The organism is Pleomorphomonas koreensis DSM 23070, from assembly GCF_000425185.1.
GTDB lineage: Bacteria > Pseudomonadota > Alphaproteobacteria > Rhizobiales > Pleomorphomonadaceae > Pleomorphomonas > Pleomorphomonas koreensis.
Map to the genome: position 1 here is coordinate 118,023 of NZ_AULH01000016.1, position 23,646 is coordinate 141,668.

The following is a 23,646-nucleotide window of genomic DNA, read 5'->3' on the forward strand; positions in this document are numbered from 1 at the left end:
CCTCCGGTCCTCAGATAGGTGCCCCGCCGGCGGCGACCGTCGGCGGGGTTGTTTGCTGGAGGAGAGGTTACTTCAGCTCGGCCTTGGCGGCGGCCTCGAACTCGTCGGCCACCTGCTCGGGCGTCTTGGACAGGCCGAACAGCTCCTGCGAGGTGTCCTTGTGCAGCTCGCCGAGCTTCGGCGGCAGCTCCTGGTCCCACCAGAGCTGGACGCTCTTGGCTTCGCTGACCAGCTTGGAAACCTCCTGCAGGAAGGGATTGTCGACCTTGAGGTTCTTGATCGGCGGCAGACGCGAGTCGGCCACGCGGCCGGCGGCGGCGGTATCGTCGGTCAGGAACTTGATGAAGTCGACGGCCTTGTCCTTCTCGGGGCAGGCGTTGGTGACGGAGACGAAGTTGTCGCCGAGCGTGCCGAGCAGGTCGGACGGATCGCCCTTGCCGCCGGGAACCGACGGGAACGGGAAGAAGCCGAGCTTCTTGGCGAACTCGGGATTCTCGTTGCCGATGGTCGAGGCTTCCCAGGTGCCCATCAGCTCCATGGCCGCCTTGCCGGTGTAAAGCAGGCGCCGCGAGCCGCCGACGTCGTAGTCGAGGCCGTTGTAGCCCTTCTGGAAGGCGCCGAGGTTGACCAGCTCCTGGAGACGCTTGCCGGCCTCGACGAACACCGGATCGGCGAACGAGCCGCCGTCCTTGCGCTGGGCCGCCTTGGCGAAGGCCTCGGGGCCGCCGATGCGATCGACGAGGTAGCCGTAGTACATCGAGCCCGTCCACTTGTTCTTGTTGGCGAGGGCGAAGGGCGCGATGTCGTTCTTCTTGAGGACGTCGATCACCTGGAGCAGCTCGTCCCAGGTCTTCGGCGGCGTCAGGTTCAGCTTCTCGAACATTTCCTTGTTGTAGAACACCACGGCGATGGCGGTGTTCTCGGCCGGCAGGCCGTAGATCTTGCCGTCGACGGTGACCGCGCCGAAGCTGGCCGGAGCGAAGCGCTCCTTGAACGCCGGGTCCTTGTCGAGATAAGGCGTGAGATCGACCACCTGGTTGGCGGCGACATACTCACGGAACGGACCGCCGCCCCAGGAGGCGAACACGCAAGGCGGCTCGTTGGCGCCGAAGGCGATCTTGATCTTGGTCTTGTAGGCGTCGTTGAGGATGTGGGTATCCTCGACCTTGTAGCCGGGGTTGGCCGCCTCGAAGCGGTCGGCGGCGTCACGGATCACCTTGACGGCGCCGGCGGTGGTCTGGAGGTCCCAGGACGTGATGACCTTGTCGGCCGCATGAGCGGCGAACGGAACGACGGCGACCATGGCGGCGCCGCAGGCCAGCGCCGAAAGTTTGGATGCGAGTTTAGAAGACACCTTCTCCTCCCAAGAAGCACGTTGCGGCAGCAACGGGTGACAGCTGAACGTTAGCGCTAACGTCGGCATGCGTCAACTCTACCAGTTGACCGTTGACGGGACCGCCGGAAGAGCCCTTGCTGAAGAGAGGCGCCCTCCCCGCTGCCGGCCGCGATCGTCGGTTTTCCGCGCCTTTTCAAGGAGCGGCCATCGTCGTCGCAGTTGACAGGGGAAGGGCCATCGGACAAACAGGGACAATACCCGGAAACCATTCGACCAAATGATGAAGCGACAATACCCAACGTTAGCCGAGGTCGCCAAGGTCGCCGGGGTTTCCCTGATGACGGCCTCGCGGGCGATCAACAACCGCCCGGGCGTTTCGCCGGAGAAGCGCGAGGACATCCTGCGCATCGCCGACGAGATGGGTTACGTCGTCAACCGTGCTGCCCAGAAGCTCAGCGGCGCCCGCACCCGCATCATCGCCGTGGTGGCCGAGCTGCACACCCCGTTCACCAGCGATCTCGTGCTCGGCATGGGCGCGGTGGCGCGCGCCGCCGATTACGAGATGCTGGTCTATTCGCTGCCGGTCTGCGACCGCCGGCCGCCGGGTTCCATCCTCGACCTGCTGCGCCAGATCGCCGACGGCGTCATCGTTATCCTGCCTTACGAGTCGGATTACCTGGAATCGGTGGTCTCGGCCCACATTCCCGTGGTGACCATCGAGCAGGGCGCCATTTCCGCCTTTCCGTCGGTCACCGCCGACAACTACCAGGGCGGCCGCTCGGCCCTGCAGCACCTGATCGAACTCGGCCACCGCCGCATCGCCTTCATTTCCGGCAACGACCGCCTGACCTCGGCGCGCGACCGCCGCCGCGCCTATCGCGACGTGCTGGCCCAGGCGCGCCTGCCCTACGACCCCGACCTCGAGGTAACCGGCGACTTCTCGCGCAAGAGCGGCTTCGAGGCGGCCAACAAGCTGTTGGCCCTGCCCGACCGTCCCACCGCCATCTTCGCCGCCAACGACATTTCCGCCTACGGCGCCATCGCCGCCATCCGCGAAGCCGGCCTCAGCGTGCCCGGCGACATCTCGGTGGTCGGCTTCGACGACATCCCGATCGCCTCGCAGCTGCATCCGCAGCTCACCACCGTGCGCCAGCCCCTGCAGCAGATGGCCCGCGCCTCGGTCAACCTGCTGCTCGCCCTGGTCGCCGGGCTCGACGCCCCCTCCGAGCAGATCGTGCTGCCAACCCAGCTGATCGTCCGCGAATCGACGGTCGCGCTGCGTGGCCGCCGCCGCGCCGATGCCGCGACACGGACAGCCGCCGCGCCCTCGCTGCGCTGACCGATGCGACGAGACGGCGAAATCCAGAGAAAAGACACCTGAAAGGCGAGAAACGCCGCGGCGTCACATAACCGGTTGAAAAGATTGGTGGGCCCGGCAGGACTCGAACCTGCAACCAGACCGTTATGAGCGGCCGGCTCTAACCATTGAGCTACAGGCCCATCGGCGGGCGCCATCCTTAACGAAAAAGGCGGCGGCGCCGGGTGCGGCTCGCGGGTTGTGCCAGAAAACCAGGGCCTGCTCAAGAGCTTGCCGGTGGCACGAGCGCGTTACATTCACCTTTCGGCTGCTGGTCCGCCTCTTGAAACTGCCCCAATCGTCGGTGATTGTCGTTTCTCCAAAGCCGCGTGGACATGCGCGGCTGCAACCTACGGAGACCGAGATGATCGCCTTCACCCGCCCGCTCCTTGCCGCCGCCGGCCTCGTGCTGCTGCCCGCCATGGCCTTCGCCGCCGACGCCGCGACGGCGACGCTGACCCTTTCGGCCGATGGCGTCGTCAGCGCCACTCCGGATACGGCGATCGTGTCGCTCGGCGTGGTGCAGGAAGCGGAGACCGCCGATGCGGCGCTCGGCGCCAACAATACGGCGATGAATAAGACGCTGGCCGCGCTGAAGGACGCCGGCGTCGCCGATCGCGACATCGCCACCTCCAGCTTCACCATCGATCCGGTGCTGGTCTATCCGCCGCAGAAGGCCGATGGCACGCAGGAAGCGCCGAAGATCACCGGCTATCGCGTCTCCAACGCCGTCACCGTCAAGCTGCGCGACATCGCCAAAGCCGGCGGCCTGCTCGACAAGGTGATCCGTGTTGGCGCCAACGAGGTGCGCGGCGTCAGCTTCACCGTCGACGATCAGGACAGCCTGATGGACGAGGCCCGCGTCGCCGCCATGAAGACGCTGGAGACGCGCGCCGAACTCTACGCCAAGACCGGCGGCTTCACGCTGAAGCGCATCCTCGCCGTCTCCGAGGGTGCCCAGGACCGCCCGCCCGTGCCGATGATGATGGCCAAGGCGGCGTCGATGGCCGACGCCGTACCGTTCGCCGCCGGCGAGCAGGACATCCGCGCCACCGTCAACATCACCTGGGAGATCGAGCCGGCGGCCAGGTAAGGCGACGGGCGCCCCGTCGGCGGTCCCTGGAAAGGTCCGCCGATAGTCCTGCGCGGATTTCTCGTGCCCTCGGCGCGACCGGGAAATCCGCAATGGCTGCGGCGCGCCGAGACGCCGGCATCCTCGCAAGTTTGCATCAGGTCCCGGCCGGCGGATCGACCGGCCGGGGCCGTCCGGCGTCGTCGATCGCCACATAGGTGAACTCGCCTTCGGTCACCTTCTCGTGCAGGTCGGAGATGAAGCGGCGCACCCAGACCTCGATGCGGATGTGCATCGAGCTGCGGCCGACGCGGACGATATCGGTGTAGGCGCAGAGAATATCGCCCACCTTCACCGGCCGGTGAAACACCATGGCGTTGACGGCCACCGTCACCACGCGGCCGCCGCAGCGCTGCACGGCGGCCATGCCGCCGGCCGAATCCATCTGGCTCATCAGCCAGCCGCCGAAGATGTCGCCGTTGGCGTTGGTGTCGGCCGGCATGGCGATGGTGCGGATGGCAAGCTCGCCGCGCGGCCGATCGGCGTCCACCGCCTCGACCTCGATGGTCATTGGAAGACCGAGCGGCCCAACTGGTCGACGATCAGCCGCCCCTTCTCGAAGGCCATCTCCCGCGCCTGCTCGACGTCGGAGAATTTGTCGGCGCGGATGAAGCGGTGCTCGCGGACGACGCCGTCCTCCTCGAGGCTGACCACGCCGCAGAGCTGCCACTGCCCCTCGGCCTTGAAGGGCGTCGCGGCGATCTTGAAGCCCTTGTAGTCCTGCGTCTCGGCCGGCTTCTCCGCCGCGGGCGCGCTATCCCCGAGGCCGAACAGCTTTTTCAGGAACGACATGGACTTACCTCCTTGTTGGCATATCCCAAGGAATAGAGCGGCAGCTCCGGAAGGGCAAGGCGACGAGCGCTCCCTCTGCTCAGTAATACTCTATGTAGGTCTCGTTCAGAACGACCCGCAGGACCCGATAGGCGTAAAGAATCGACGCAAGTCCAAGTGTGACGATGATCAGCAGAAGCCAGATGATCACATGCCCGATGGACGAGCCGACGCCGAACTGGCAGTTCAGGCGGCCAACCGGCTGGCCTTGCGCGTTCAGCAGCTCGGTCTTGTTCAGGACCGCGCGATTCAGGAAGTAGGGAAAGAACACCAGGGCGATGCCCAGCGTCACGATGGTCAGCACGATCCACAATATGGCACCGCCGATCGCATCGACCGTCCCGAAGTTGCAGCGAAGACGCCCGATTCGCGTCGTTCCGGCCAGATCGCCCATCATCACCTCCACATGCGTTCCAGACCCATCGCACGCCTTTAGCGGCGAGTCGAGCCGGCGTCCGCCAGTCCCGGAGAGCAGATCACAAGGCGGGAAGTGACATGCGCGACTTCCATGCCCAAGCGGTTCGCAGCAGCGAGGCAGGTGCCGCCCGTCAATAACAAAACGGCGGACCTTGCGGCCCGCCGTCCCGATTTCGCTGGAGATGCTTCCTCAGTTGTCGAGGAAACTGCGGAGCTTGCGGCTGCGGCTCGGGTGCTTGAGCTTGCGGAGCGCCTTGGCCTCGATCTGGCGGATGCGCTCGCGCGTCACCGAGAACTGCTGGCCGACTTCCTCAAGCGTGTGGTCGGTGTTCATGCCGATGCCGAAGCGCATGCGCAACACGCGCTCCTCGCGCGGCGTCAGCGAGGCGAGCACCCGCGTCGTCGTCTCCCTGAGGTTCGACTGGATCGCCGCGTCGATCGGCAGGATGGCGTTCTTGTCCTCGATGAAGTCGCCGAGGTGGCTGTCCTCCTCGTCGCCGATCGGCGTTTCGAGGGAGATCGGCTCCTTGGCGATCTTCAGCACCTTGCGCACCTTTTCGAGCGGCATCGCCAGCTTCTCGGCCAGCTCCTCCGGCGTCGGCTCGCGGCCGATCTCGTGCAGCATCTGCCGCGAGGTGCGGACGATCTTGTTGATCGTCTCGATCATGTGCACGGGGATGCGGATGGTGCGCGCCTGGTCGGCGATCGAGCGGGTGATCGCCTGCCGGATCCACCATGTCGCATACGTTGAAAACTTATAACCCCGCCGGTACTCGAACTTGTCCACCGCCTTCATCAGGCCGATGTTGCCTTCCTGGATCAGGTCGAGGAATTGCAGGCCGCGGTTGGTGTATTTCTTGGCGATCGAGATGACGAGGCGCAGGTTGGCTTCCACCATCTCCTTCTTGGCGATGCGCGCCTCCTTCTCGCCCTTCTGGACGAGATGGACGATGCGGCGGAACTCGCCGGGTTCGAGGCCGGTCTCCGACGACAGCGTCTGGATGGTCTGGCGCAGTTCGCGGATGCCCTCCTTCTCGCGCGCCACGAATTCCTTCCAGCCCTTGGAGGCCAGCGAGGCGACGCGGCGGATCCAGTTGGGATCGAGTTCCGAGCCCTGGTACTGGCGCAGGAAGTCCTCGCGGCCGACGCCGTAGCTCTCGGCGAGGCGCAGCAGCTTGCCCTCGTGGCCCATCAGCTTCTTGTTGATGTCGTAGAGCTGCTCGACCAGCGCCTCGATGCGCGCCGCGTTGAGCGACAGGGACTTCACGTCCTCCTGGATCTCTTCCTCGAGCTTCTTGTAGCGGCGCTCCTGCGACGGGCTGAGCGTGGTGTTCTTGAGGCGGTTCTCGACGTGCTGCTCCTGCAGGCGCCTGAGCTTCTTGAAGTTCTCGGCGATGCGGTCGAAGGTCTCCAGCACCTTCGGCTTCAGCTCGGCTTCCATGGCCGACAGCGACACGTTGTTCTCGAGGTCGTCCTCGTCGATCATGTCGCCTTCCGGCGCCTCGCCTTCCGGCCGCTCCTCGCCGTCGGCGCGCGCCGGCTTGTCCGCCGCCTCGCCGTCCTCGGCACCCTCCTCGCCGCCCTCGAAGGGCAGCGCGCCGCCCTTGCCGTCCGGTCCGGCATAGGTCGCCTCGAGGTCGATGATGTCGCGCAGGAGGATCTTGCCTTCGTTCAGTTCGTCGCGCCAGAAGATGATGGCCTGGAAGGTCAGCGGGCTCTCGCAAAGGCCGGCGATCATCGCCTCGCGGCCGGCCTCGATGCGCTTGGCGATGGCGATCTCGCCCTCGCGGCTGAGCAGCTCCACCGAGCCCATCTCGCGGAGATACATGCGCACGGGGTCGTCGGTGCGGTCGGTCGGCTCGCGCGTCGTCGTGGTCTTGGCGACGGCGGTGCCGGTGGGCTCGCCCGCCTCGCCCTCTTCCTCGCTGGGGCTGTCGTCGGCGACCGGCTCCTCGGCCTCCTCGGAATCGACGACGTTGATGCCCATGTCCGAGAGCATCGCGTAGATGTCTTCGATCTGGTCGGACGAATTCTGGTCCGACGGCAGCACCTCGTTCAGTTCGTCATAGGTGACGTAGCCGCGCTTCTTGGCGAGCTTGATCATCCGCTTGACGGCGGCATCGCTGAGGTCCAGAAGCGGACCGTCCGGACCCTCGGTGCCGGTGTCCTGGACTTCGTCGTTTTCGGTGGCCTTGGTTGCCATAGTCATCTCCGCCGTCCGCCGGGCGCCTGACGCCTGCGCCTGCCTGTCGATCAAACGCGCCGCGGGACCAAAAGGTCCCGGCCCGCAGATCGCGCTACCAATAGGGTTGAGGCATTAAGCCCGACTTAACCCTGTCGCTCCCGCAAAGCGCACGGCATCCGTCAGGCCATAGCCAAATGGGCGGGCCGTTGCCGACCCGCCGAAAATCCCCGGAAAGGGTTATTTAGCGGCGCAAACGGATTCCGCAAGGGTGATTCGGATGGGAATGTGGTGATTCGGGATGATTCGCCTTGGCGGACGGCGGCTTCCGGCGCGCCGGCCGGGCCGGCCGGCAACGCGGCAAGCGCGGAATTGCCGGCTATTTCCAGAGCGCCGGCTGCGACGACGGGCCGCCGGTGGTGGCATCGCGGATGGCCTTGGCTTCCTCGGCCAGTTCCTGCTCGCGGCGAGACAGTTCCTCGCGGCGGCGGTTGAGGTCGCGCGTCAGCTCGTAGATGTAGGCAGCGACGCTCTCGTCGGTCTCCGCCGTCACCGTCTTCATGTCGCGCTCGATGTCGGCGGCCAGCGCCCTCAGCGACAGCCGCTCGACCAGCAGATCGAGGCAGGTCTCGACGAAGCTCTCCGGCGGGTGGAAGCGCAGGATCGGCAGCCGTTCGCGCAGCTTGTGGCCGCGGCCGATGCTGACGCCGTCGTCGCGCTTCACCTCGTCGCCGTGCACCTCGTTGAGCACGAAGTAGAAGCGGGCGTCGAGCCGCTCGTAGAAGCCGGACACCTGATCGGCGTCGAAGTCGACGGCGATGCGGTAGAGCGCCCGCTTGAAGTCCTCGAGCGCCGCCACGTGGAAGTCGAGCCGGGCCAGCCGCTCCATGTTGGCCTCGTAGAGGTCGGGATATTCGACGGCGAGGCCGAGCAGCACCCGTTCGATGTTGGCGAGATCCGGCTCGCTCGGCGGCCTGAGTTCGGCGGCGACGGCAAGGCCCTGCCCGTCACGGCGCTCGCCGCTCCGGAAGTCGCCCCTGTGGTCTCCCCGGCCCTCGCCGCCCCGGCCGCGCCGGTCGCGGCTCCAGAACAGCTCCGACAGGTTGACGCGGAGCGCCAGGCGATAGCGCCGCGCCACCCGCTCATCCTTGATCTGGCGGACCAGCTCGTCGATGCGTGCTTCGAGCGCCGCCTTGCGCTCGGGCGTATCGACGCGGGCATCCGAAGCCTCGCGGTCCCACAGCACCTCGGACAGCGGCCGCGCCTTGGCCACCTCGGCGAGGAAGGCGTCGGCGCCGCCGGTCCGGATGATGTCGTCGGGATCCTGGCCGCCCGGCAGGAAGCAGAAGTTGAAGGAATAGCCGCTCCTGAGCTGCGGCAGGATGCGGTCGATCGCCCGGTGGGCGGCGGACACGCCGGCCTTGTCGCCGTCGAAGCAGATCACCGGCTCGGCGGCGAAGCGCCACAGGCGGGCGATATGGTCCTCGGTGAAGGCGGTGCCGAGGGCGGCGGTGACGTTGCGGATGCCGGCCTGGTAGACCGAGATGGCGTCCATGTAGCCTTCGGTGACGATGATCGTCCCCGACTTGTGCGCCGCCTCGCGCGCCCGGTGGACGTTGAACAGCATCGTCCCCTTGTGGAACAGCGGCGTCTCCGGCGAATTGAGATACTTGGGCTGCCCCTCCGGATCGAGCGTGCGGCCGCCGAAGGCGACGACGCGGCCGCGCTCGTCGTGGATGGGGATCATCAGCCGGCCGCGGAATCGGTCGTAGGAGGATCTGTTGTCCTCGGGCTTGATCAACAGGCCGGCGGCGACGCCGGTCTCCTCCTTGACGCCGTTCTGGATCAGGTGGCGCTTCAGGGCGTCGCGCTCGTCGGGCGCGTAGCCGAAGCGGAATTCGATCGACGTCTTCTCCAGGATGCCGCGCCGCAGCATGTAGTCGCGGGCCGGCTTGCCCTCGGGCGAGCGCAGCTTCTGCTCGAAGAACTTGGCGGCGATCTCGCAGGCGCCGGCGAGGTCGACGCGCACCGCCTCGCGCTCGCGGTCGCGCGGGTCGGGTTTCGGGAGCGGCACGCCGGCCTCCTCGGCCAGCCGCTCGACGGCCTCCGGGAAGGTCAGCCCCTCGGTCTCGGTCAGGAACTTGAAGTGGTCGCCGGTCGCCCCGCAGCCGAAGCAGTGGTAGATGCCGCGCCGGTCGTCGCAGTGGAAGGACGACGTCTTCTCCTTGTGGAACGGGCAGCAGGCCCAGAAGTCGCCGCGCGCCGGCTGGCTCTTGCGCTTGTCGAAGGTGACGCGCCGCCCCACCACCTGGCTGATCGGCAGGCGGGCGCGGATCTGGTCGAGGAGGGAGGGCTCGAAGCGCATGGTCGACTTATAGTCGGAGCGAGGATCATCGCAAAGCGACGATCGCCGGCGCTGGCGCGCCGAGCCCGCCGTCGTCGCGGATCTTGCGGCGGAAGGCGGCCGGCGTCAGGCCGTAGACCGACTTGAACTGCCGGTGGAAGTGGCTGAGGTTGGCAAAGCCGGCCGCAAAGGCCGCCTCGGCCACCGAGGCGTCGCCCGACGCCATCAGCCCGGCCGCCCGTTCGAGCCGCCGCCGGTTGCAGTGGCCGACGAAGCTGAGGCCGGTGTGGCGGCGGAACTCCCGCGACAACAGGCTGCGCGACATGCCGAATCGGCTCGCCGCCGCCTCCAGCGTCACCGCCTCGTCGAGATGCTCGTCGAGCCAGGCGACGAGCGCCGCCAGCCGCCCGTCATAGGCGCCGGCCGGAACGAGCGCCGACCGCTCGACATGCCGCGCCAGCAGCAGGCCGAGCGTCGCCCAGTCGCCGAGCGCGGCAACGTCATCCAGTCCTTCCCGCAGGCTTGCCGCCAGGGTGAGCAGCGCCGCCGGATCGGCGTGCCCCGCCTGCGTCAGGCGGCCGCCGGTCGCCGGCAGCCGTCCGATGAGCTGCGGCGACAGGAAGGCGTTGGCGTCGGACAGCGTGAAGCAGACCAGCCGGACGCGGATCGTCTCGCCGGCGACCACCGAAAAGCGATGCTCCCGGCCGGGCGGCACCAGCAGCGTGTCGCCGGTCCGGAGCGGCCAGTTGCCGTCCCGGGTCGACAGCGCGCCGCCGGCCATCAGCACGGCGACGAACTCGTAGACATCGTGGCCGTGCCAGGGCGAGGATTCCGAAAGCTGCGCGTCGAGACACCACATTCTTGGCCGATCGTACATATTTGCGCGGCGTTTTGCGAAGACGCCAGCATCGTGAGTAGGATAACATCCTTCTTCACGGATAGCGAATCCACATATCGCCCAGGGAGCGCCGATGTACACCGCCCTTTATGAAGCTCACCGCGGCTTTGCCATGCTCGGCTGCCTTACCACGGTCCTGTGGGCCGCCTTCGCCCTGATCCCGACGTTGCAGCGCCGGCCGCCGTCCCGCCTGTGGCGGCCGTTCTACATCTCCGCCATGGCGACCACCGGCCTGTCCGGCGTCACCGGCCTCGTCATCCTGTGGTACGGCGCCTTTCTGACCTTCGTCTTCCCCTGGCTCGGCCTCGTCGCCGTGGCGCTGCACGGCGTCGCCGGCGTGCGCGGCCGCAAGGCGCTCGCCGTCGGCGCCGCCGGAACGCTCGCCGCCGCCGTCATCGTCCAGATCGTCACACTGGTCGTCATCTACGGCCTGATGACGGTCAAGCCCTTCTGAGGAAAGAACCGCACATGACCGACCAATCCCTGTTCGACCTGCCGCTGACGACGCTCGACGGCGCCCCCGCCACGCTCGCCGCCTGGCGCGGCAAGGTGCTGCTCGTCGTCAACACCGCCTCCAAATGCGGCCTGACGCCGCAATACGACGGCCTCGTCGCGCTCTATAGTCGCTACAAGGACCGCGGCCTCGAAGTGCTCGGCTTCCCGGCCAACGACTTCGCCGGCCAGGAGCCGGGCAGCGACGCCGAGATCGCCACCTTCTGCTCGGCCACCTTCGGCGTCGACTTCCCGATGTTCTCCAAGATCGCGGTGACCGGCGAGGGCAAGCACCCGCTCTACGCCGCGCTGACGGCCGCAAGGCCCGAAGCCCGCGCCCTGCCCGGCGCCGACTTTCGCGCCGCGCTGCACGGCTACGGCATCACCCCGACCGAGCCGCCGGACGTGCTCTGGAACTTCGAGAAGTTCCTGATCGGCCGCGACGGCAAGGTCATCGACCGCTTCTCGCCCGACACCCCGCCCGAGGCCGACATCATCGTCGAGGCGATCGAAAAGGCGCTGTGAGGCGGCTTGGCGGGATGCTTGATTTATAGCACCGAGTGCTATAAATTCGGCTTGCTTACGAAAGTGAGCATGACCCGATTGGGCGCCACACCAACGGAGAGCGAAATGATACGATCTCGTTGCCCAATTGGAATCGTCACTAATGCGAGTCCTCAAATCTCCCGAGTTCGCCAAGCGGGCGGGCAGGTTCAGTCTTGATGATGCCGCTCTTCTCAAAGCGGCCGAAGAAATCGAAAGCGGCAGGATCGATGCGCGCCTCGGCAAGCACCTGATTAAGCAGCGCATCGCCCGAACGGGCGGCGGCAAGTCGGGCAGCTACCGCAGCGTCGCCGTGCATGTTATCGGCGACCGGGCACTGTTCATTTATGCTTTCCCGAAGAACGAGAAGGCCAACCTCGGCGCCCATGAACTGGACCTCTACCGCGATGCGGCCAAGGTCCTGTCGGACTTGCCTATCGAACAACTCCTGAAGGCAAACTGGATCGAGATCACCCATGGAGGGCACCCGTAAGACCAAATATCGCAGCAACGCGCTGGAGGTCTTGCATGAGACCATGTCCGGCCTGCATCGCCATGGCGTCATCGACAAGGCGACCATGCGCCATTTCGACGTCGGCTGCCTGACGCCGGTCGAGGAACTGGACGCCGCCGGCATCAAGGCGATCCGCGAGGAGGCCGGCTTTAGCCAGGCGACCTTCGCCCTGGCGCTCAACGTCACGACATCGCTGGTCAGCAAGTGGGAACGCGGCGAGAAGAAGCCGAGCGGCCCATCGCTGAAGCTGCTCGCCCTCGCCAAGACCAAGGGCATCGACGCCATTCTCTAGCGGGGCCGACCGTCCCCAACTCCTCACGCTTGACAGCTCATGCCAACGCGCCCAGCGTAGTTTCCCGTATGGAACTGGAGGCAGGCGCATGCGTGGTTTCGGTCTTCGAGCGCGCGTCGCCGCGCCGCTGATGTCCATCCTGCCGATCGTTGCGCTCGGACTTGCCGGCTGTGGCGAGCAGTCGCTCCTGCCGCCCGACGCCGATGTCGGACCGGCGCCGCAGATCGTCACGCCCGTCAGCCGCATCATTCCCACCGTCAACATCGCGCCGGCGGTCGGCTGGGCGCGCGGCGAGACGCCGATGCCGGCGCCGGGCCTGACGGTCACCGCCTTCGCCGCCGGGCTCGATCACCCGCGAAACGTCTACGTGCTGCCCAACGGCGACGTGCTGGTGGCCGAGAGCGCGGCGCCGCCAAAGCCCGACGACAGTCCCGGCCTCGTCGGCTTCGTCATGCGCCGGGTGATGGCCCGCGCCGGCGCCGGCGGGCCGAGCGCCAACCGCATCACCCTGTTGCGCGACACCGACGGCGACGGCGTCGCCGATGTGCGAAGCGCCTTCCTGACCGGGTTGAACTCGCCCTATGGCATGGCCCTGATCGGCGACCGGCTCTACGTCGCCAACACCGACGCCATCATGCGCTACCCCTACAGGCGGGGAGAGACGGCCATCGCCGATCCGGGCACGCGGCTCACCGCCCTGCCCGGCGGCACGATCAACCATCACTGGACCAAGAACCTCGTCGCCAGCCCGGACGGCCGCTTCCTCTACGCCAGCATCGGCTCCAACAGCAACGTCGGCGAAAACGGCCTCGCCGCCGAGGAGGGCCGGGCGCAGATCTGGCAGGTGGATGCCCTGACCGGCGCCCACCGCCCCTATGCCACCGGCCTCAGGAATCCCAACGGCCTCGCCTTCTCGGGCAACACGCTGTGGACGGCGGTCAACGAGCGCGACGAACTCGGCAGCGACCTGGTGCCCGACTACATGACCTCGGTGCGCGACGGCGGCTTCTACGGCTGGCCCTACAGCTATTTCGGCGGCCACGTCGACCGGCGCGTCGAGCCGCCGCGGCCCGATCTGGTGGCCCGGGCGATCGTCCCCGACTATGCGCTGGGCGCCCACACCGCCTCGCTGGGGCTGGCAATCACCACGCAGAGCGGCCTGCCGCCGCCCTATCGGGCCGGCGCCTTCGTCGGCCAGCACGGCTCATGGAACCGCAAGCCGCTCAGCGGCTACCGCGTGGTTTTCGTGCCCTTCGTCGATGGCAAGCCGACGGGCGCCCCCCGCGACGTCCTCACCGGATTCGTCGATGCCATGGGCAAGGCCAGGGGACGCCCGGTCGGCGTCGCGCCCGACGGGCGCGGCGGACTGCTGGTCGCCGACGACGCCGGCAACACCATCTGGCGCGTCACGGGCAGATGAACGCCGAGACCGGAATTTCATAGCACAATTTCGCCCTGAGAGACGAATTGGCTAGCGGTTGCGGCAGGAATACGCCAGCACGAAATTCCCCCATCTCCTCCGCATGAGCTGTTTACGCGCCGCCCTTCGCCGCGCTAGGAAGGGCGGGCGCCGGCCCGGCGCCGCTCTTGCCCCGAGTCGCCGCCCATGCCGCCGCTTCCCGCCGATCTCACGCCCGCCGCCGTGGCGCTGCTCATCGTCACGGCCCTTGTCGCCGGCCTCGCCCGCGGCTTCTCCGGCTTCGGCGCGGCGCTGATCTTCATGCCGGTGGCGAGCGCGCTGATCGGCCCGCGCCTCGCCGCGCCGGTGATCATGCTGATCGACGCGGTCACCACGCTCGGCCTGGTGCCCGACGCCTTCCGCCGCGCCGACCGGCGCGAGGTGGCGGTGATGTCGCTCGGCGCCCTGGTCGGCGTGCCCTCGGGCGTCTACCTCCTCACCCATCTCGATCCCTTGACCATCCGCTGGGCGATCATCGCCATCTGCGCGGCGCTGCTCGCGCTGCTGCTGCTCGGCTGGCGCTATCGCGGCAAGCCCAGGCCGCCGCTCACCGTCGGCGTCGGTGCGCTGTCCGGCCTGTTCTCGGGCGCCAGCCAGGTCGGCGGGCCGCCGGTGATCGCCTACTGGCTCGGCGGCGCCATTCCGGCCAACATCGTCCGCGCCAACATCGTCCTCTATTTCGAGGTGTCGACGGCGCTGACCATCCTCAACTATTTCCTCGGCGGCCTCTTCGTCTCCGCGCTGGTGCCGCTCTGCCTGATGACCGCGCCGGCCTACGGCCTCGGCCTGTGGGGCGGCTCGAAACTGTTCGGCGTCGCCTCCGAGAAGACCTTCCGCCGCATCTGCCTCGGCCTGATCGCCCTCGCCGTGGTGGTCGGCCTGCCGCTCCTCGACGGCGTGCTGCGCTGATCCGGCTCAGTCGTCGGCGCAGGTCGGACCCGGCTGCCGGACGCCCAGCGCGGCGGCGCGGGCGGCGAAATCGTCCCTGAGATCGGACAGCCGGATGTCGGCGAAGCGCTGCAACAACAGCCGGCGCGCCTCGTCCAGCGTCCGACGCAGCGCATGGTTGACGGCCTGCTCGACGAGGCATTGCGGCTGGTCGTCGGCAAGGCCGAGCGCGAATACCTCCGGCGCCCCCACCGCGTCGTAGACGTCGCGCAGGGTGATTTCGGACAGCGGCCGGCCGAGCATCCAGCCGCCGCCGTGCCCGCGCTCCGAGACGACATAGCCGCCCTCGCGCAGCCCGGCCAGCGTGCGCCTGACGAGCGCCGGATTGGTGCCGAGCATGCCGGCGATCTCCTCGGAGGTCATCGGACGCTGCTGCTCCTCCATGTGGAGCAGCACGTGCAGCATGCGCGACAGACGGCCATCGTGCCTCATCATCGTCTCCCGTCGAACCGGCCGACCCTATCATGAAACGTCATAAGTTACATGAGCCATTGACGGCACTCTTTTCGTAACTTATCAAGTTTCAAATTCTCTGCCGCCGGAGTCCGATCGTGTCCACCGCCCCGTTGTCCCGCCCCGGCCGGCCGCGACTGGCGCTCGCCGTCGTGCTGTTCGCCGCCGCCACGGTGATCATGGACATCTCCCTCCAGATCATCGCGCTGCCGGCCATCGGCCGCGACCTCGCGCCGTCGATGGCGACGCCGGCGCTGGTCCCGCTCGCCTTCTCGCTGGCCTTCGCCCTCGGCCTGCTGCCGCTCGGACGGCTCGGCGATCTCGCCGGCCGCCGCCGGGTGCTCACGACCGGCGCGGCCGTCTGGATCGTCGCCGGCCTGACGACGGCGCTGGCGCCGTCGATCGCCGTCCTGCTGGCCAGTCGCCTGCTGGCCGGCCTCGCCGCCGCCGCCCTGTTGCCGCAGACCATGGCGCTGGCATCAAACCTCGGGCCTTCGGGCGGACGGACCAGCGGCATCGGCCTGTTCATTGCCGCCACCGCCTCCGGATCGATCCTCAGCCCGCTGCTGGGCGGCGCGGTGCTGACGCTCGATCCCGGCGGGCTCGGCTGGCGGCTGATCTTCCTCTACCAGGGCATGGCCGGCCTGCCGATCCTCTGCGGGGCGCTCCTCACCCTGCCGGCCTCCGCCGGCAACACCGCCCGGCCCGGCGCCGGCTTCGACGGCCGGGGCACCCTGCTGTTCTCGCTGGCCATCCTGCTGCTGGTGGTTCCGCTCGCCGCCGGCCGCCTCGCCGGCTGGCCGGCCTGGATCGCCGTTCCCATGGCGGCCGCCCTGCCGGTCGCCCTCCTGCTGCGCCGCCATCTCGGCCGCGCCGCCGGCGCCGGAAGGCCGCAGATCCTGCCGGCGTCGCTCCTGAGGCAGCCGGCAGTGGTCGGCGCCGTCGCGCTGACCGCCGTCGTCTTCACCACCGGTCCCGGCGCCTTCGCCATGCTGTCGACAGTGCTCCAGGCCGGCGTCGGCTTCGCGCCGGACCGGACCGGCGCGATCCTCGCCGCCTTTCCGGCCGGTGTTCTTGCCGCCTCGCTGGTCGCCGCCCGTCTCGGCGGCCGGCCGATCGGCGGCCAGCTCGGCGCCGGCGCCCTGCTGTTCGCGCTCGGCATGCTGGCGACGCGCGCGCTGCTCGGCGCCGCCGCGCCGACGCCGCTATTCTTCGCTGCGGCGCTCGGCCTTGCCGGCCTCGGCATGGGCGCGCTGGTCAACGCGCTGTTCCGGGCGGTGATGGCGGCATCGCCGCCGGCCGACCACGGCGCGGCGGCCGGCGTCCAGCAGGCGTTCCAGCAGGTCGGCACCGCCCTGGGCTTCGCCGTCGTCGACCTCGTCTTCCAGGGCGCCCGTCTCGCCGCCATCGACGAGGGCGCCACCGCCGCCCACGCGCTGACGGCGGCCGGCCGGGCGGCCTGCCTCTATCCGGTGGCCGTCTTCGCCCTGCTGATCGCCGCCCTGTCGATCCGCCGCCTCGCCGCAAGGCCGCCGGCCGCCCGTCATTGACGCCGCCCCTCGCCTCGCCTATGTAGCCCTGACACGCCGGGCGGCCCGCCGCGCCGGCCGGCTTTGCGCGCCTCCCGCCCCTTGCCCGAAAGGACCGCCGCCATGACCGCCAATGCCTGGCAGGAACCCGTGCCCACCGCCGTCCTGGTGCTCGCCGACGGCACCGTCATCGAGGGCTTCGGCATCGGCGCACGCGGCGAAGCGGTGGCCGAGGTCTGCTTCAACACGGCGATGACCGGCTACGAGGAGATCCTCACCGACCCCTCCTACGCCGGCCAGATCGTCACCTTCACCTTCCCGCACATCGGCAATGTCGGCGTCAACGACGAGGACATCGAGACCGTCAACATGGCGGCCGAAAGCGGCGTGCGCGGCGTGGTGCTGAGGGACGAGGTCACCGATCCCTCCAACTACCGCTCGCTGAAGGGCTTCGACGCCTGGCTGACGGCGCGCGGCATCGTCGGCATCACCGGCGTCGACACGCGGGCGCTGACCGCGCTGATCCGCGACAAGGGCATGCCCAACGCCGTCATCGCCCACGCGCCCGACGGCAAGTTCGACCTCGCCGCGCTGAAGGCCAAGGCGGCCGGCTGGACCGGCCTCGAAGGGCTCGACCTCGCCATCGAGGTCACCAATCCCCAGAGCTACGACTGGACGGAGGGAAGCTGGGCCTGGAACAAGGGCTACGGCCGCCAGCAGGACAAGAAGTACAAGGTCGTCGCCCTCGACTTCGGCATCAAGCGCAACATCCTGCGCCTCCTGGTCGACGAGGGCTGCGAGGTGGTGGTGCTGCCGGCCACCGCCACCGCCGACGAGGTGTTCGCCCACAACCCCGACGGCGTGTTCCTGTCGAACGGTCCCGGCGACCCGGCCGCCACCGGCGACTACGCCGTGCCGACCATCAAGGCGGTGATCGACGCCGGACTGCCCACCTTCGGCATCTGCCTCGGCCACCAGATGATGGGCCTCGCCCTCGGCGGCAAGACGAAGAAGATGCACCAGGGCCACCACGGCGCCAATCACCCGGTCAAGGACTTCACCACCGGCAAGGTGGAGATCACCTCGATGAACCACGGCTTCGCCGTCGATCCGGACAGCCTGCCCGACAGCGTCGAGCAGACGCACGTGTCGCTGTTCGACGGCTCCAACTGCGGCCTGCGCGTCAAGGGCAAGCCGGCCTTCTCGGTGCAGTACCACCCGGAAGCCTCGCCTGGGCCCCAGGACAGCCACTATCTCTTCAAGCGCTTCGTCAACCTGATCCGCGCGACCAAGGGCGAGCCGACGGTGCCCGAGCGGGCGTGAGCCCGCTCAAAGCCGCGCGCTGGAAAACGTGTCGCAGGACGCGGCGTCGCCGGTGTCGAAGCCGGTCTTGAACCAGCGCCGGCGTTCGGCCGAGGTGCCGTGGTTGAAGCTCTCCGGCACCACATAGCCCTGCGTCCGCTTCTGGATGGCGTCGTCACCGATCTGGGTGGCGGCGTTCAGCGCCTCCTCAAGATCGCCGCCCTCCAGAATGCCCTTCTTCTCGGCATAATGGCCCCAGACGCCGGCGTAGCAGTCGGCCTGAAGCTCGACCCGCACGGACAGCGCGTTGGCTTGCGCCTGCCCCAGCGACTGGCGCTTCTCGTTGAAGGCCGGCAGCACGCCGAGAAGGTCCTGCACATGGTGGCCGACCTCGTGGGCGATCACATAGGCCTGGGCAAAATCGCCGGGCGCGTCGAACTTCCGTTGCAGTTCGTCGTAGAAGGCGAGGTCGATGTAGACCTTGCCGTCGCCGGGGCAGTAGAACGGCCCGCTCGCCGCGCTGGCGAAGCCGCAGGCCGACTGGATCTGGCCGGAGAACAGCACCAGCGGCGTCGCCGGATAGCGCTTGCCCTCCGCCTTGAAGATCGCCGTCCAGGTGTCCTCGGTGTCGCCGAGCACGGTGGCGACGAAGTCGCGCATCTCGTCGCGGTCGCCGGCGCGCGGCCGCTCGATCGCCGCCGATCCGCTGCCGAGCGACGAGCCGCCGCCGAGGCTGCCGTCGAGCAGCACCAGCGGGTTGATGCCGAGGAACCATAGCACCAGGCCGACGACGATCAGCGTACCGATGGAGAGACCGCCGCCGCGCCCACCTCCGCCGGGGAAACCGCCGCCCGGAAAGCGCAGGCCGCCGCCGGAAAAGCCGCCGCCGCCCCGCATGTCCTCAATGTTGTCGCTCTGGCGACGCCCCTTCCACTGCATGACCGCCCTCCGGGTTTCTTCGGAGTATAACAGCATATCGGGCGGCGAGTTCCAGCGCCGAAACAGGCACGGGCGCCGGCCTCACGGCCGGATCAGGCCGCCGGCATAGCGCAAGCCGTAGGCGCGCGCCTCGCCCACCCGGATCTCCTCGAAGCCGAAGAAGGCGCGGTAGTCGCCGTCGGCGATGTCGATGTAGTCATGGCCGCCGTGGCGGAAGCGGAAGCCGCCGAGGAAGCGGCCCTGGCCGTAGAGCGCCGTGAGCGCCGCCTTCACTGTGGCGCCGGCCTGGGTGCCGGTGATCAGGTCGTCGCGCAGCACCCGGCCGTGATAGCCCATCGCCCACACCGGCACGCCGTCCCGCCACACCACCTCCTGGCCGGAGAAGTCGGTGCCGCCGAAATAGCTGTCGAGATAGCGGTAGGCGCCGTCGGAGAAGGAGAGATCGTGCGAAGCCGGCCGGCAGGACGGCGCCGGCCCGCCGCCGCCGGCATAGGTCGCCGCCTTGGCGCGGATGATGAAGTCTTCGAGGGCGTCCATGGCCGGTCTCCGCTGTCTTCCGGCCGAACCTAATGCGGATCGCTGCCATCTCGTGGCAGCAGACTGACGCCGGTGACGCGGCTTTCGGCTTGGTGGACAAATCGCCCGTCGTGAGGCACTTTTCCGCACCGGTCGTGAGGGCGATCGCGAGGGATGTGGAGCGGCATGGACGCAGAGACGTTTCGCGCCTGGCGGCGGCGCCAGGGCCTGACGCAGGACGAGGCGGCGCGGCAACTCGGCCTCAAGCGGCGGATGATCCAGTATTACGAACGGGGCGAGCGCGGCGGCCGGCACGTGGCCATTCCCAAGCACGTTCGCCTCGCCTGCTGGGCGCTCAGCCAGGGCGTCCGCGATTTCGACGGCAGCGATCCCGGCGGCGAGCAGATCGCCGTCTGAACGCCTGCCAATCTGCCCAACAAAGCCGCCGATTCAAGGTTGAGCGGGGTTTGCGGCCGGCCGCTTTTCCTCTATAAGCCCGGCAACGGTCAACGCCGATCACCCTTCCTGCGACCCGCCCCGGTCGGTGCCCCCTCCAGCGCCGGCCGCGTTTACACGCGAGTGAAGATGCCCAGACGCACCGATATCGACACCATCCTCATCATCGGCGCCGGCCCGATCGTCATCGGTCAGGCCTGCGAGTTCGACTACTCGGGCACCCAGGCCTGCAAGGCCCTGAAGGCAGAGGGCTACCGCATCGTCCTCGTCAACTCCAACCCGGCCACCATCATGACCGATCCGGAGATGGCGGACGCCACCTACATCGAGCCGATCACCCCGGAAATGGTGGCGCGCATCATCGAGCGCGAGCGGGCCGAGCGGCCGGGCGACCGCCTCGCCCTGTTGCCGACCATGGGCGGCCAGACGGCGCTCAACACGGCGCTGTCGCTGAAGAAGATGGGCGTACTCGACAAGCACGGCGTCGAGATGATCGGCGCCACCGCCGAGGCGATCGACAAGGCCGAGGACCGCCAGCTGTTCCGCGAGGCGATGAACCGCATCGGCCTCGACACGCCGAAGGCCGCCTTCGTCAACACCTCGGCCCTGAAGCAGCAGTTCCGCGCCGACTACGAGGCGCGCCGCGCCGCCGTCATCGCCGCCCACCCCGAGGATGATGGCCGCGCCAAGGCGCTGGCCGCCTTCGAGGGCGAATGGGCCACCGACGAGAAGGCCCGCCGCGAGGAGTACAACCTCACCGCCCGCCTCAACGCGCTCAAGGCTTACAAGGTCACCGGCCTGCCGGCCATCATCCGGCCGTCGTTCACCATGGGCGGCACCGGCGGCGGCATCGCCTACACCATCGAGGAGCTGTACGACCTCGTGATGTCCGGCGTCGAGGCCTCCCCCACCAACGAGGTGCTGGTCGAGGAATCGGTGCTCGGCTGGAAGGAGTTCGAGATGGAGGTCGTCCGTGACAAGGACGACAACTGCATCATCGTCTGCTCCATCGAGAACGTCGACCCGATGGGCGTCCACACCGGCGATTCGATCACCGTGGCGCCGGCGCTGACGCTGACCGACAAGGAATACCAGATCATGCGCAACGCCGCCTGCGCGGTGCTGCGCGAGATCGGCGTCGAGACCGGCGGCTCTAACGTGCAGTTCGCCATCAACCCGGCCGACGGCCGGATGATCGTCATCGAGATGAACCCGCGCGTGTCGCGCTCCTCGGCGCTGGCCTCCAAGGCCACCGGCTTCCCGATCGCCAAGGTGGCTGCCCGCCTCGCCGTCGGCTATACGCTGGACGAACTGGCCAACGACATCACCGGCGGCGCCACGCCGGCCGCCTTCGAGCCGACCATCGACTATGTCGTCACCAAGGTGCCGCGTTTCGCGTTTGAAAAATTCCCCGGCGCCGAGCCCAATCTGACCACCGCCATGAAGTCGGTCGGCGAGGTGATGGCCATCGGCCGCACCTTCCAGGAATCGCTGCAGAAGGCGCTGCGCGGCCTGGAGACCGGCCTCACCGGTTTGAACGAGATCGAGATCGTCGGCGACGACGAGCGCGGCGCCATCCGCGCCGCCCTGGGCACGCCGACCCCCGACCGGCTGCGCCACGTCGCCGAAGCGATGCGCCGCGGCGTCTCGCTCGACGAGATCTACGAGATCTCCCACATCGACCCGTGGTTCCTGCGCGAGATCCGCGGCATCGTCGACACCGAAGCGAAGATCCGCGCCAGCGGCCTGCCCGAAACGGCGCCCTGGCTGACCCGCCTGAAAGCCATGGGCTTCTCCGACGCCCGCCTCGCCGAGCTGGCCCACCGGCCGGTCGAGGAGGTGACGGCGCTGCGCGACAAGCTGGGCGTCCACCCGGTCTACAAGCGCATCGACACCTGCGCCGCCGAGTTCGCCTCGCCGACCGCCTATATGTACTCGACCTACGAGACGCCGTTCGCCGGCCGCCCGGCCGACGAAGCGCAGCCGTCCGACCGCAAGAAGGTGGTCATCCTCGGCGGCGGCCCCAACCGCATCGGCCAGGGCATCGAGTTCGACTATTGCTGCTGCCACGCCTGCTTCGCGCTCTCCGACGCCGGCTTCGAGACCATCATGGTCAACTGCAATCCGGAGACCGTATCGACCGACTACGACACCTCCGATCGCCTCTACTTCGAGCCGCTGACCGGCGAGGACGTGCTCGAAATCCTGCGCGTCGAGCGTGAGAACGGCACGCTGCACGGCGTCATCGTGCAGTTCGGCGGCCAGACGCCGCTGAAGCTCGCCGACACGCTGGAGCGGGCCGGCATCCCCATCCTCGGCACCTCGCCCGACGCCATCGATCTCGCCGAGGACCGCGACCGCTTCAAGCGCCTCCTCGACAAGCTGGCCCTGAAGCAGCCCAAGAACGGCATCGCCTATTCGATCGAGCAGGCGCGCCTCGTCGCCAACGAATTGAAGTTTCCGCTGGTGGTGCGCCCCTCCTACGTGCTGGGCGGCCGCGCCATGGAGATCATCCGCGACGAGGCCGGCTTCGATGCCTACCTGTCCGGCACGCTGCCGGCCCTGGTGCCGGCCGACGTCAAGGCGCAGTACCCCAACGACAAGACCGGCCAGATCAACATGGTGCTCGGCAAGAGCCCGCTGCTGTTCGACCGCTATCTCTCCGACGCCATCGAGGTCGACGTCGACGCGCTCAGCGACGGCGAGGAGGTGTTCGTCGCCGGCGTCATGGAGCATATCGAGGAGGCCGGCATCCACTCGGGCGACTCGGCCTGCTCGCTGCCGACCTATTCGCTGCCGGCCGCCACCGTCGAGGAGTTGAAGCGCCAGACCCGCCAGCTTGCCCTGGCGCTCGACGTCGTCGGCCTGATGAACGTCCAGTATGCGGTCAAGGACGGCGCCATCTACATCCTCGAGGTCAACCCGCGCGCCTCGCGCACCGTGCCCTTCGTGGCCAAGACCATTGGCCGGCCGGTGGCCAAGATCGCCGCGCGGGTGATGGCCGGCGAGAAGCTCGCCGCCTTCGCGCTCGAGGAGCGCAAGCTCGGCCACGTGGCGGTGAAGGAGGCGGTGTTCCCCTTCGCCCGCTTCCCCGGCGTCGACACCGTGCTCGGCCCGGAGATGCGTTCGACGGGCGAGGTGATGGGCATCGACCGCAATTTCTCGGTGGCCTTCGCCAAGGCGCAGCTCGGCTCCGGCGTCAAGGTGCCGACCGCCGGCACGCTGTTCGTCTCCATGCGCGACGCCGACAAGCCGCGCATCCTCGATTCGGTGCGCGGCCTCGTGGAGATCGGCTTCAAGGTGATCGCCACGTCCGGCACCCACGCCTATCTCGTCGAGCACGGCATTCCGGCGGTGCTGACCAAGAAGGTGCGCGAGGGCCGGCCGCACTGCGTCGACGCCATCAACAACGGCGAAGTGCAGCTCGTCTTCAACACGACGGAGGGCGCCCAGGCGCTCGGCGATAGTCGTTCATTGCGCCGCGCTGCCCTCTTGCAGAAAGTTCCGTATTATACCACCTTGGCGGGGTCGATCGCGGCGGCGCGCGGAATCGGGGCATGGTCCTCCGGCGTACGCGAGGTCCGCCCGCTGCAATCCTACTTCGGCCCGGCCGGATAGGACGGGATTGGCGTGCCGCCGAGCCAGGCGGCATGCCTGATGAACAGAGCCGCCGGCAGGCCCGTGAAGGGTGTCGGTCTGGCGGCGA

At 68.3% G+C, this 23,646-nt stretch carries 22 protein-coding genes and 1 tRNA gene; 12 read left to right on the top strand and 11 right to left on the bottom strand.

The annotated features are described in order from the left end of the window. Nucleotides 1–67: 67 nt before the first annotated feature. The gene (locus H512_RS0114575) at nucleotides 68–1,354 is read right to left on the bottom strand and encodes an extracellular solute-binding protein (protein WP_026784077.1); all 1,287 of its coding nucleotides are present in this window, start codon (nucleotides 1,352–1,354) and stop codon (nucleotides 68–70) included. A gap of 259 nt (nucleotides 1,355–1,613) precedes the next feature. On the opposite strand from H512_RS0114575, the gene H512_RS24190 reads away from it, so the two are divergent. Continuing rightward, nucleotides 1,614–2,675, top strand: a complete 1,062-nt coding sequence (locus tag H512_RS24190) for a LacI family DNA-binding transcriptional regulator (RefSeq protein WP_210162701.1) — start codon at nucleotides 1,614–1,616, stop codon at nucleotides 2,673–2,675. Between the two features lie 85 nt (nucleotides 2,676–2,760). On the opposite strand, the gene H512_RS0114585 is transcribed toward H512_RS24190, so the two are convergent. Beyond that, nucleotides 2,761–2,836: transfer RNA gene (locus tag H512_RS0114585), tRNA-Ile, on the bottom strand. Between the two features lie 221 nt (nucleotides 2,837–3,057). Between H512_RS0114585 and H512_RS0114590 the strand changes: the two genes are divergently transcribed. Further along, nucleotides 3,058–3,786, top strand: coding sequence for an SIMPL domain-containing protein (locus H512_RS0114590; protein ID WP_026784078.1), 729 nt, complete (start codon nucleotides 3,058–3,060; stop codon nucleotides 3,784–3,786). Between the two features lie 136 nt (nucleotides 3,787–3,922). Here H512_RS0114590 and H512_RS0114595 read toward each other — a convergent pair whose 3' ends face one another. From H512_RS0114595 to H512_RS25865, 6 genes are all read right to left on the bottom strand, one after another. Further along, nucleotides 3,923–4,336 (bottom strand): acyl-CoA thioesterase, encoded by a 414-nt coding sequence (locus H512_RS0114595; RefSeq protein ID WP_036791885.1) that lies wholly within the window; start codon nucleotides 4,334–4,336, stop codon nucleotides 3,923–3,925. Continuing rightward, nucleotides 4,333–4,617 carry an HlyU family transcriptional regulator gene (locus H512_RS0114600; RefSeq protein ID WP_026784080.1) on the bottom strand — a complete coding sequence of 95 codons (285 nt, stop codon included), beginning with the start codon at nucleotides 4,615–4,617 and terminating at the stop codon, nucleotides 4,333–4,335. The genes H512_RS0114595 and H512_RS0114600 overlap by 4 nt, the downstream gene beginning before the upstream one ends. Nucleotides 4,618–4,696: 79 nt before the next feature. Continuing rightward, nucleotides 4,697–5,053 (bottom strand): DUF6693 family protein, encoded by a 357-nt coding sequence (locus tag H512_RS0114605; protein WP_210162702.1) that lies wholly within the window; start codon nucleotides 5,051–5,053, stop codon nucleotides 4,697–4,699. A gap of 210 nt (nucleotides 5,054–5,263) precedes the next feature. Beyond that, a complete protein-coding gene (rpoD, locus tag H512_RS0114610) occupies nucleotides 5,264–7,276 on the bottom strand; it encodes an RNA polymerase sigma factor RpoD (RefSeq protein WP_026784082.1) in 2,013 nt (670 codons plus the stop codon). A 358-nt stretch (nucleotides 7,277–7,634) separates the two neighbouring features. Continuing rightward, a complete protein-coding gene (gene dnaG, locus H512_RS24195) occupies nucleotides 7,635–9,620 on the bottom strand; it encodes a DNA primase (protein WP_053239908.1) in 1,986 nt (661 codons plus the stop codon). A gap of 25 nt (nucleotides 9,621–9,645) precedes the next feature. After that, nucleotides 9,646–10,458 (bottom strand): AraC family transcriptional regulator, encoded by an 813-nt coding sequence (locus H512_RS25865; protein WP_026784083.1) that lies wholly within the window; start codon nucleotides 10,456–10,458, stop codon nucleotides 9,646–9,648. Between the two features lie 112 nt (nucleotides 10,459–10,570). Between H512_RS25865 and H512_RS0114625 the strand changes: the two genes are divergently transcribed. The 6 genes from H512_RS0114625 (at nucleotide 10,571) to H512_RS0114650 (ending at nucleotide 14,706) form a co-directional block, all read left to right on the top strand. Next, entirely contained in the window at nucleotides 10,571–10,951 is a 381-nt protein-coding gene (locus tag H512_RS0114625; protein WP_026784084.1) for a hypothetical protein, read from the top strand. A 14-nt stretch (nucleotides 10,952–10,965) separates the two neighbouring features. Continuing rightward, entirely contained in the window at nucleotides 10,966–11,514 is a 549-nt protein-coding gene (locus H512_RS0114630; protein WP_026784085.1) for a glutathione peroxidase, read from the top strand. Between the two features lie 142 nt (nucleotides 11,515–11,656). Beyond that, nucleotides 11,657–12,025 (top strand): type II toxin-antitoxin system RelE/ParE family toxin, encoded by a 369-nt coding sequence (locus tag H512_RS0114635; RefSeq protein WP_026784086.1) that lies wholly within the window; start codon nucleotides 11,657–11,659, stop codon nucleotides 12,023–12,025. Then, the gene (locus H512_RS0114640) at nucleotides 12,009–12,338 is read left to right on the top strand and encodes a helix-turn-helix domain-containing protein (RefSeq protein ID WP_026784087.1); all 330 of its coding nucleotides are present in this window, start codon (nucleotides 12,009–12,011) and stop codon (nucleotides 12,336–12,338) included. The genes H512_RS0114635 and H512_RS0114640 overlap by 17 nt, the downstream gene beginning before the upstream one ends. An 88-nt stretch (nucleotides 12,339–12,426) precedes the next feature. After that, nucleotides 12,427–13,758: a PQQ-dependent sugar dehydrogenase gene (locus H512_RS0114645; protein ID WP_245585420.1), complete on the top strand. Its 1,332-nt coding sequence runs from the start codon at nucleotides 12,427–12,429 to the stop codon at nucleotides 13,756–13,758. Nucleotides 13,759–13,944: 186 nt separating this feature from the next. Further along, entirely contained in the window at nucleotides 13,945–14,706 is a 762-nt protein-coding gene (locus H512_RS0114650) for a sulfite exporter TauE/SafE family protein (protein ID WP_026784089.1), read from the top strand. 6 nt (nucleotides 14,707–14,712) lie between these two features. Here the strand turns inward: H512_RS0114650 and H512_RS0114655 are convergent, their stop codons facing one another. After that, nucleotides 14,713–15,177, bottom strand: a complete 465-nt coding sequence (locus tag H512_RS0114655; protein WP_026784090.1) for an Rrf2 family transcriptional regulator — start codon at nucleotides 15,175–15,177, stop codon at nucleotides 14,713–14,715. A 119-nt stretch (nucleotides 15,178–15,296) separates the two neighbouring features. Here H512_RS0114655 and H512_RS0114660 point away from each other — a divergent pair, with 119 nt between their 5' ends. Both H512_RS0114660 and carA read left to right on the top strand, forming a co-directional pair. After that, nucleotides 15,297–16,748, top strand: coding sequence for an MFS transporter (locus H512_RS0114660; RefSeq protein ID WP_156899501.1), 1,452 nt, complete (start codon nucleotides 15,297–15,299; stop codon nucleotides 16,746–16,748). A gap of 102 nt (nucleotides 16,749–16,850) precedes the next feature. Continuing rightward, complete coding sequence (carA, locus tag H512_RS0114665) at nucleotides 16,851–18,050, top strand: glutamine-hydrolyzing carbamoyl-phosphate synthase small subunit (RefSeq protein WP_036791889.1); 1,200 nt, start codon at nucleotides 16,851–16,853, stop codon at nucleotides 18,048–18,050. Nucleotides 18,051–18,056: 6 nt separating this feature from the next. Here carA and ypfJ read toward each other — a convergent pair whose 3' ends face one another. Both ypfJ and H512_RS0114675 read right to left on the bottom strand, forming a co-directional pair. Next, nucleotides 18,057–18,968, bottom strand: coding sequence for a KPN_02809 family neutral zinc metallopeptidase (gene ypfJ / locus H512_RS0114670; protein ID WP_026784093.1), 912 nt, complete (start codon nucleotides 18,966–18,968; stop codon nucleotides 18,057–18,059). A gap of 81 nt (nucleotides 18,969–19,049) precedes the next feature. Further along, the gene (locus H512_RS0114675) at nucleotides 19,050–19,505 is read right to left on the bottom strand and encodes a DUF5680 domain-containing protein (protein WP_026784094.1); all 456 of its coding nucleotides are present in this window, start codon (nucleotides 19,503–19,505) and stop codon (nucleotides 19,050–19,052) included. Nucleotides 19,506–19,670: 165 nt separating this feature from the next. Here H512_RS0114675 and H512_RS0114680 point away from each other — a divergent pair, with 165 nt between their 5' ends. Together H512_RS0114680 and carB are read left to right on the top strand one after the other, a co-directional pair. Beyond that, a complete protein-coding gene (locus tag H512_RS0114680) occupies nucleotides 19,671–19,901 on the top strand; it encodes a helix-turn-helix domain-containing protein (RefSeq protein ID WP_036791892.1) in 231 nt (76 codons plus the stop codon). Between the two features lie 168 nt (nucleotides 19,902–20,069). After that, nucleotides 20,070–23,558 (top strand): carbamoyl-phosphate synthase large subunit, encoded by a 3,489-nt coding sequence (carB, locus tag H512_RS0114685; protein WP_026784096.1) that lies wholly within the window; start codon nucleotides 20,070–20,072, stop codon nucleotides 23,556–23,558. The last annotated feature ends 88 nt before the right edge of the window (nucleotides 23,559–23,646 follow it).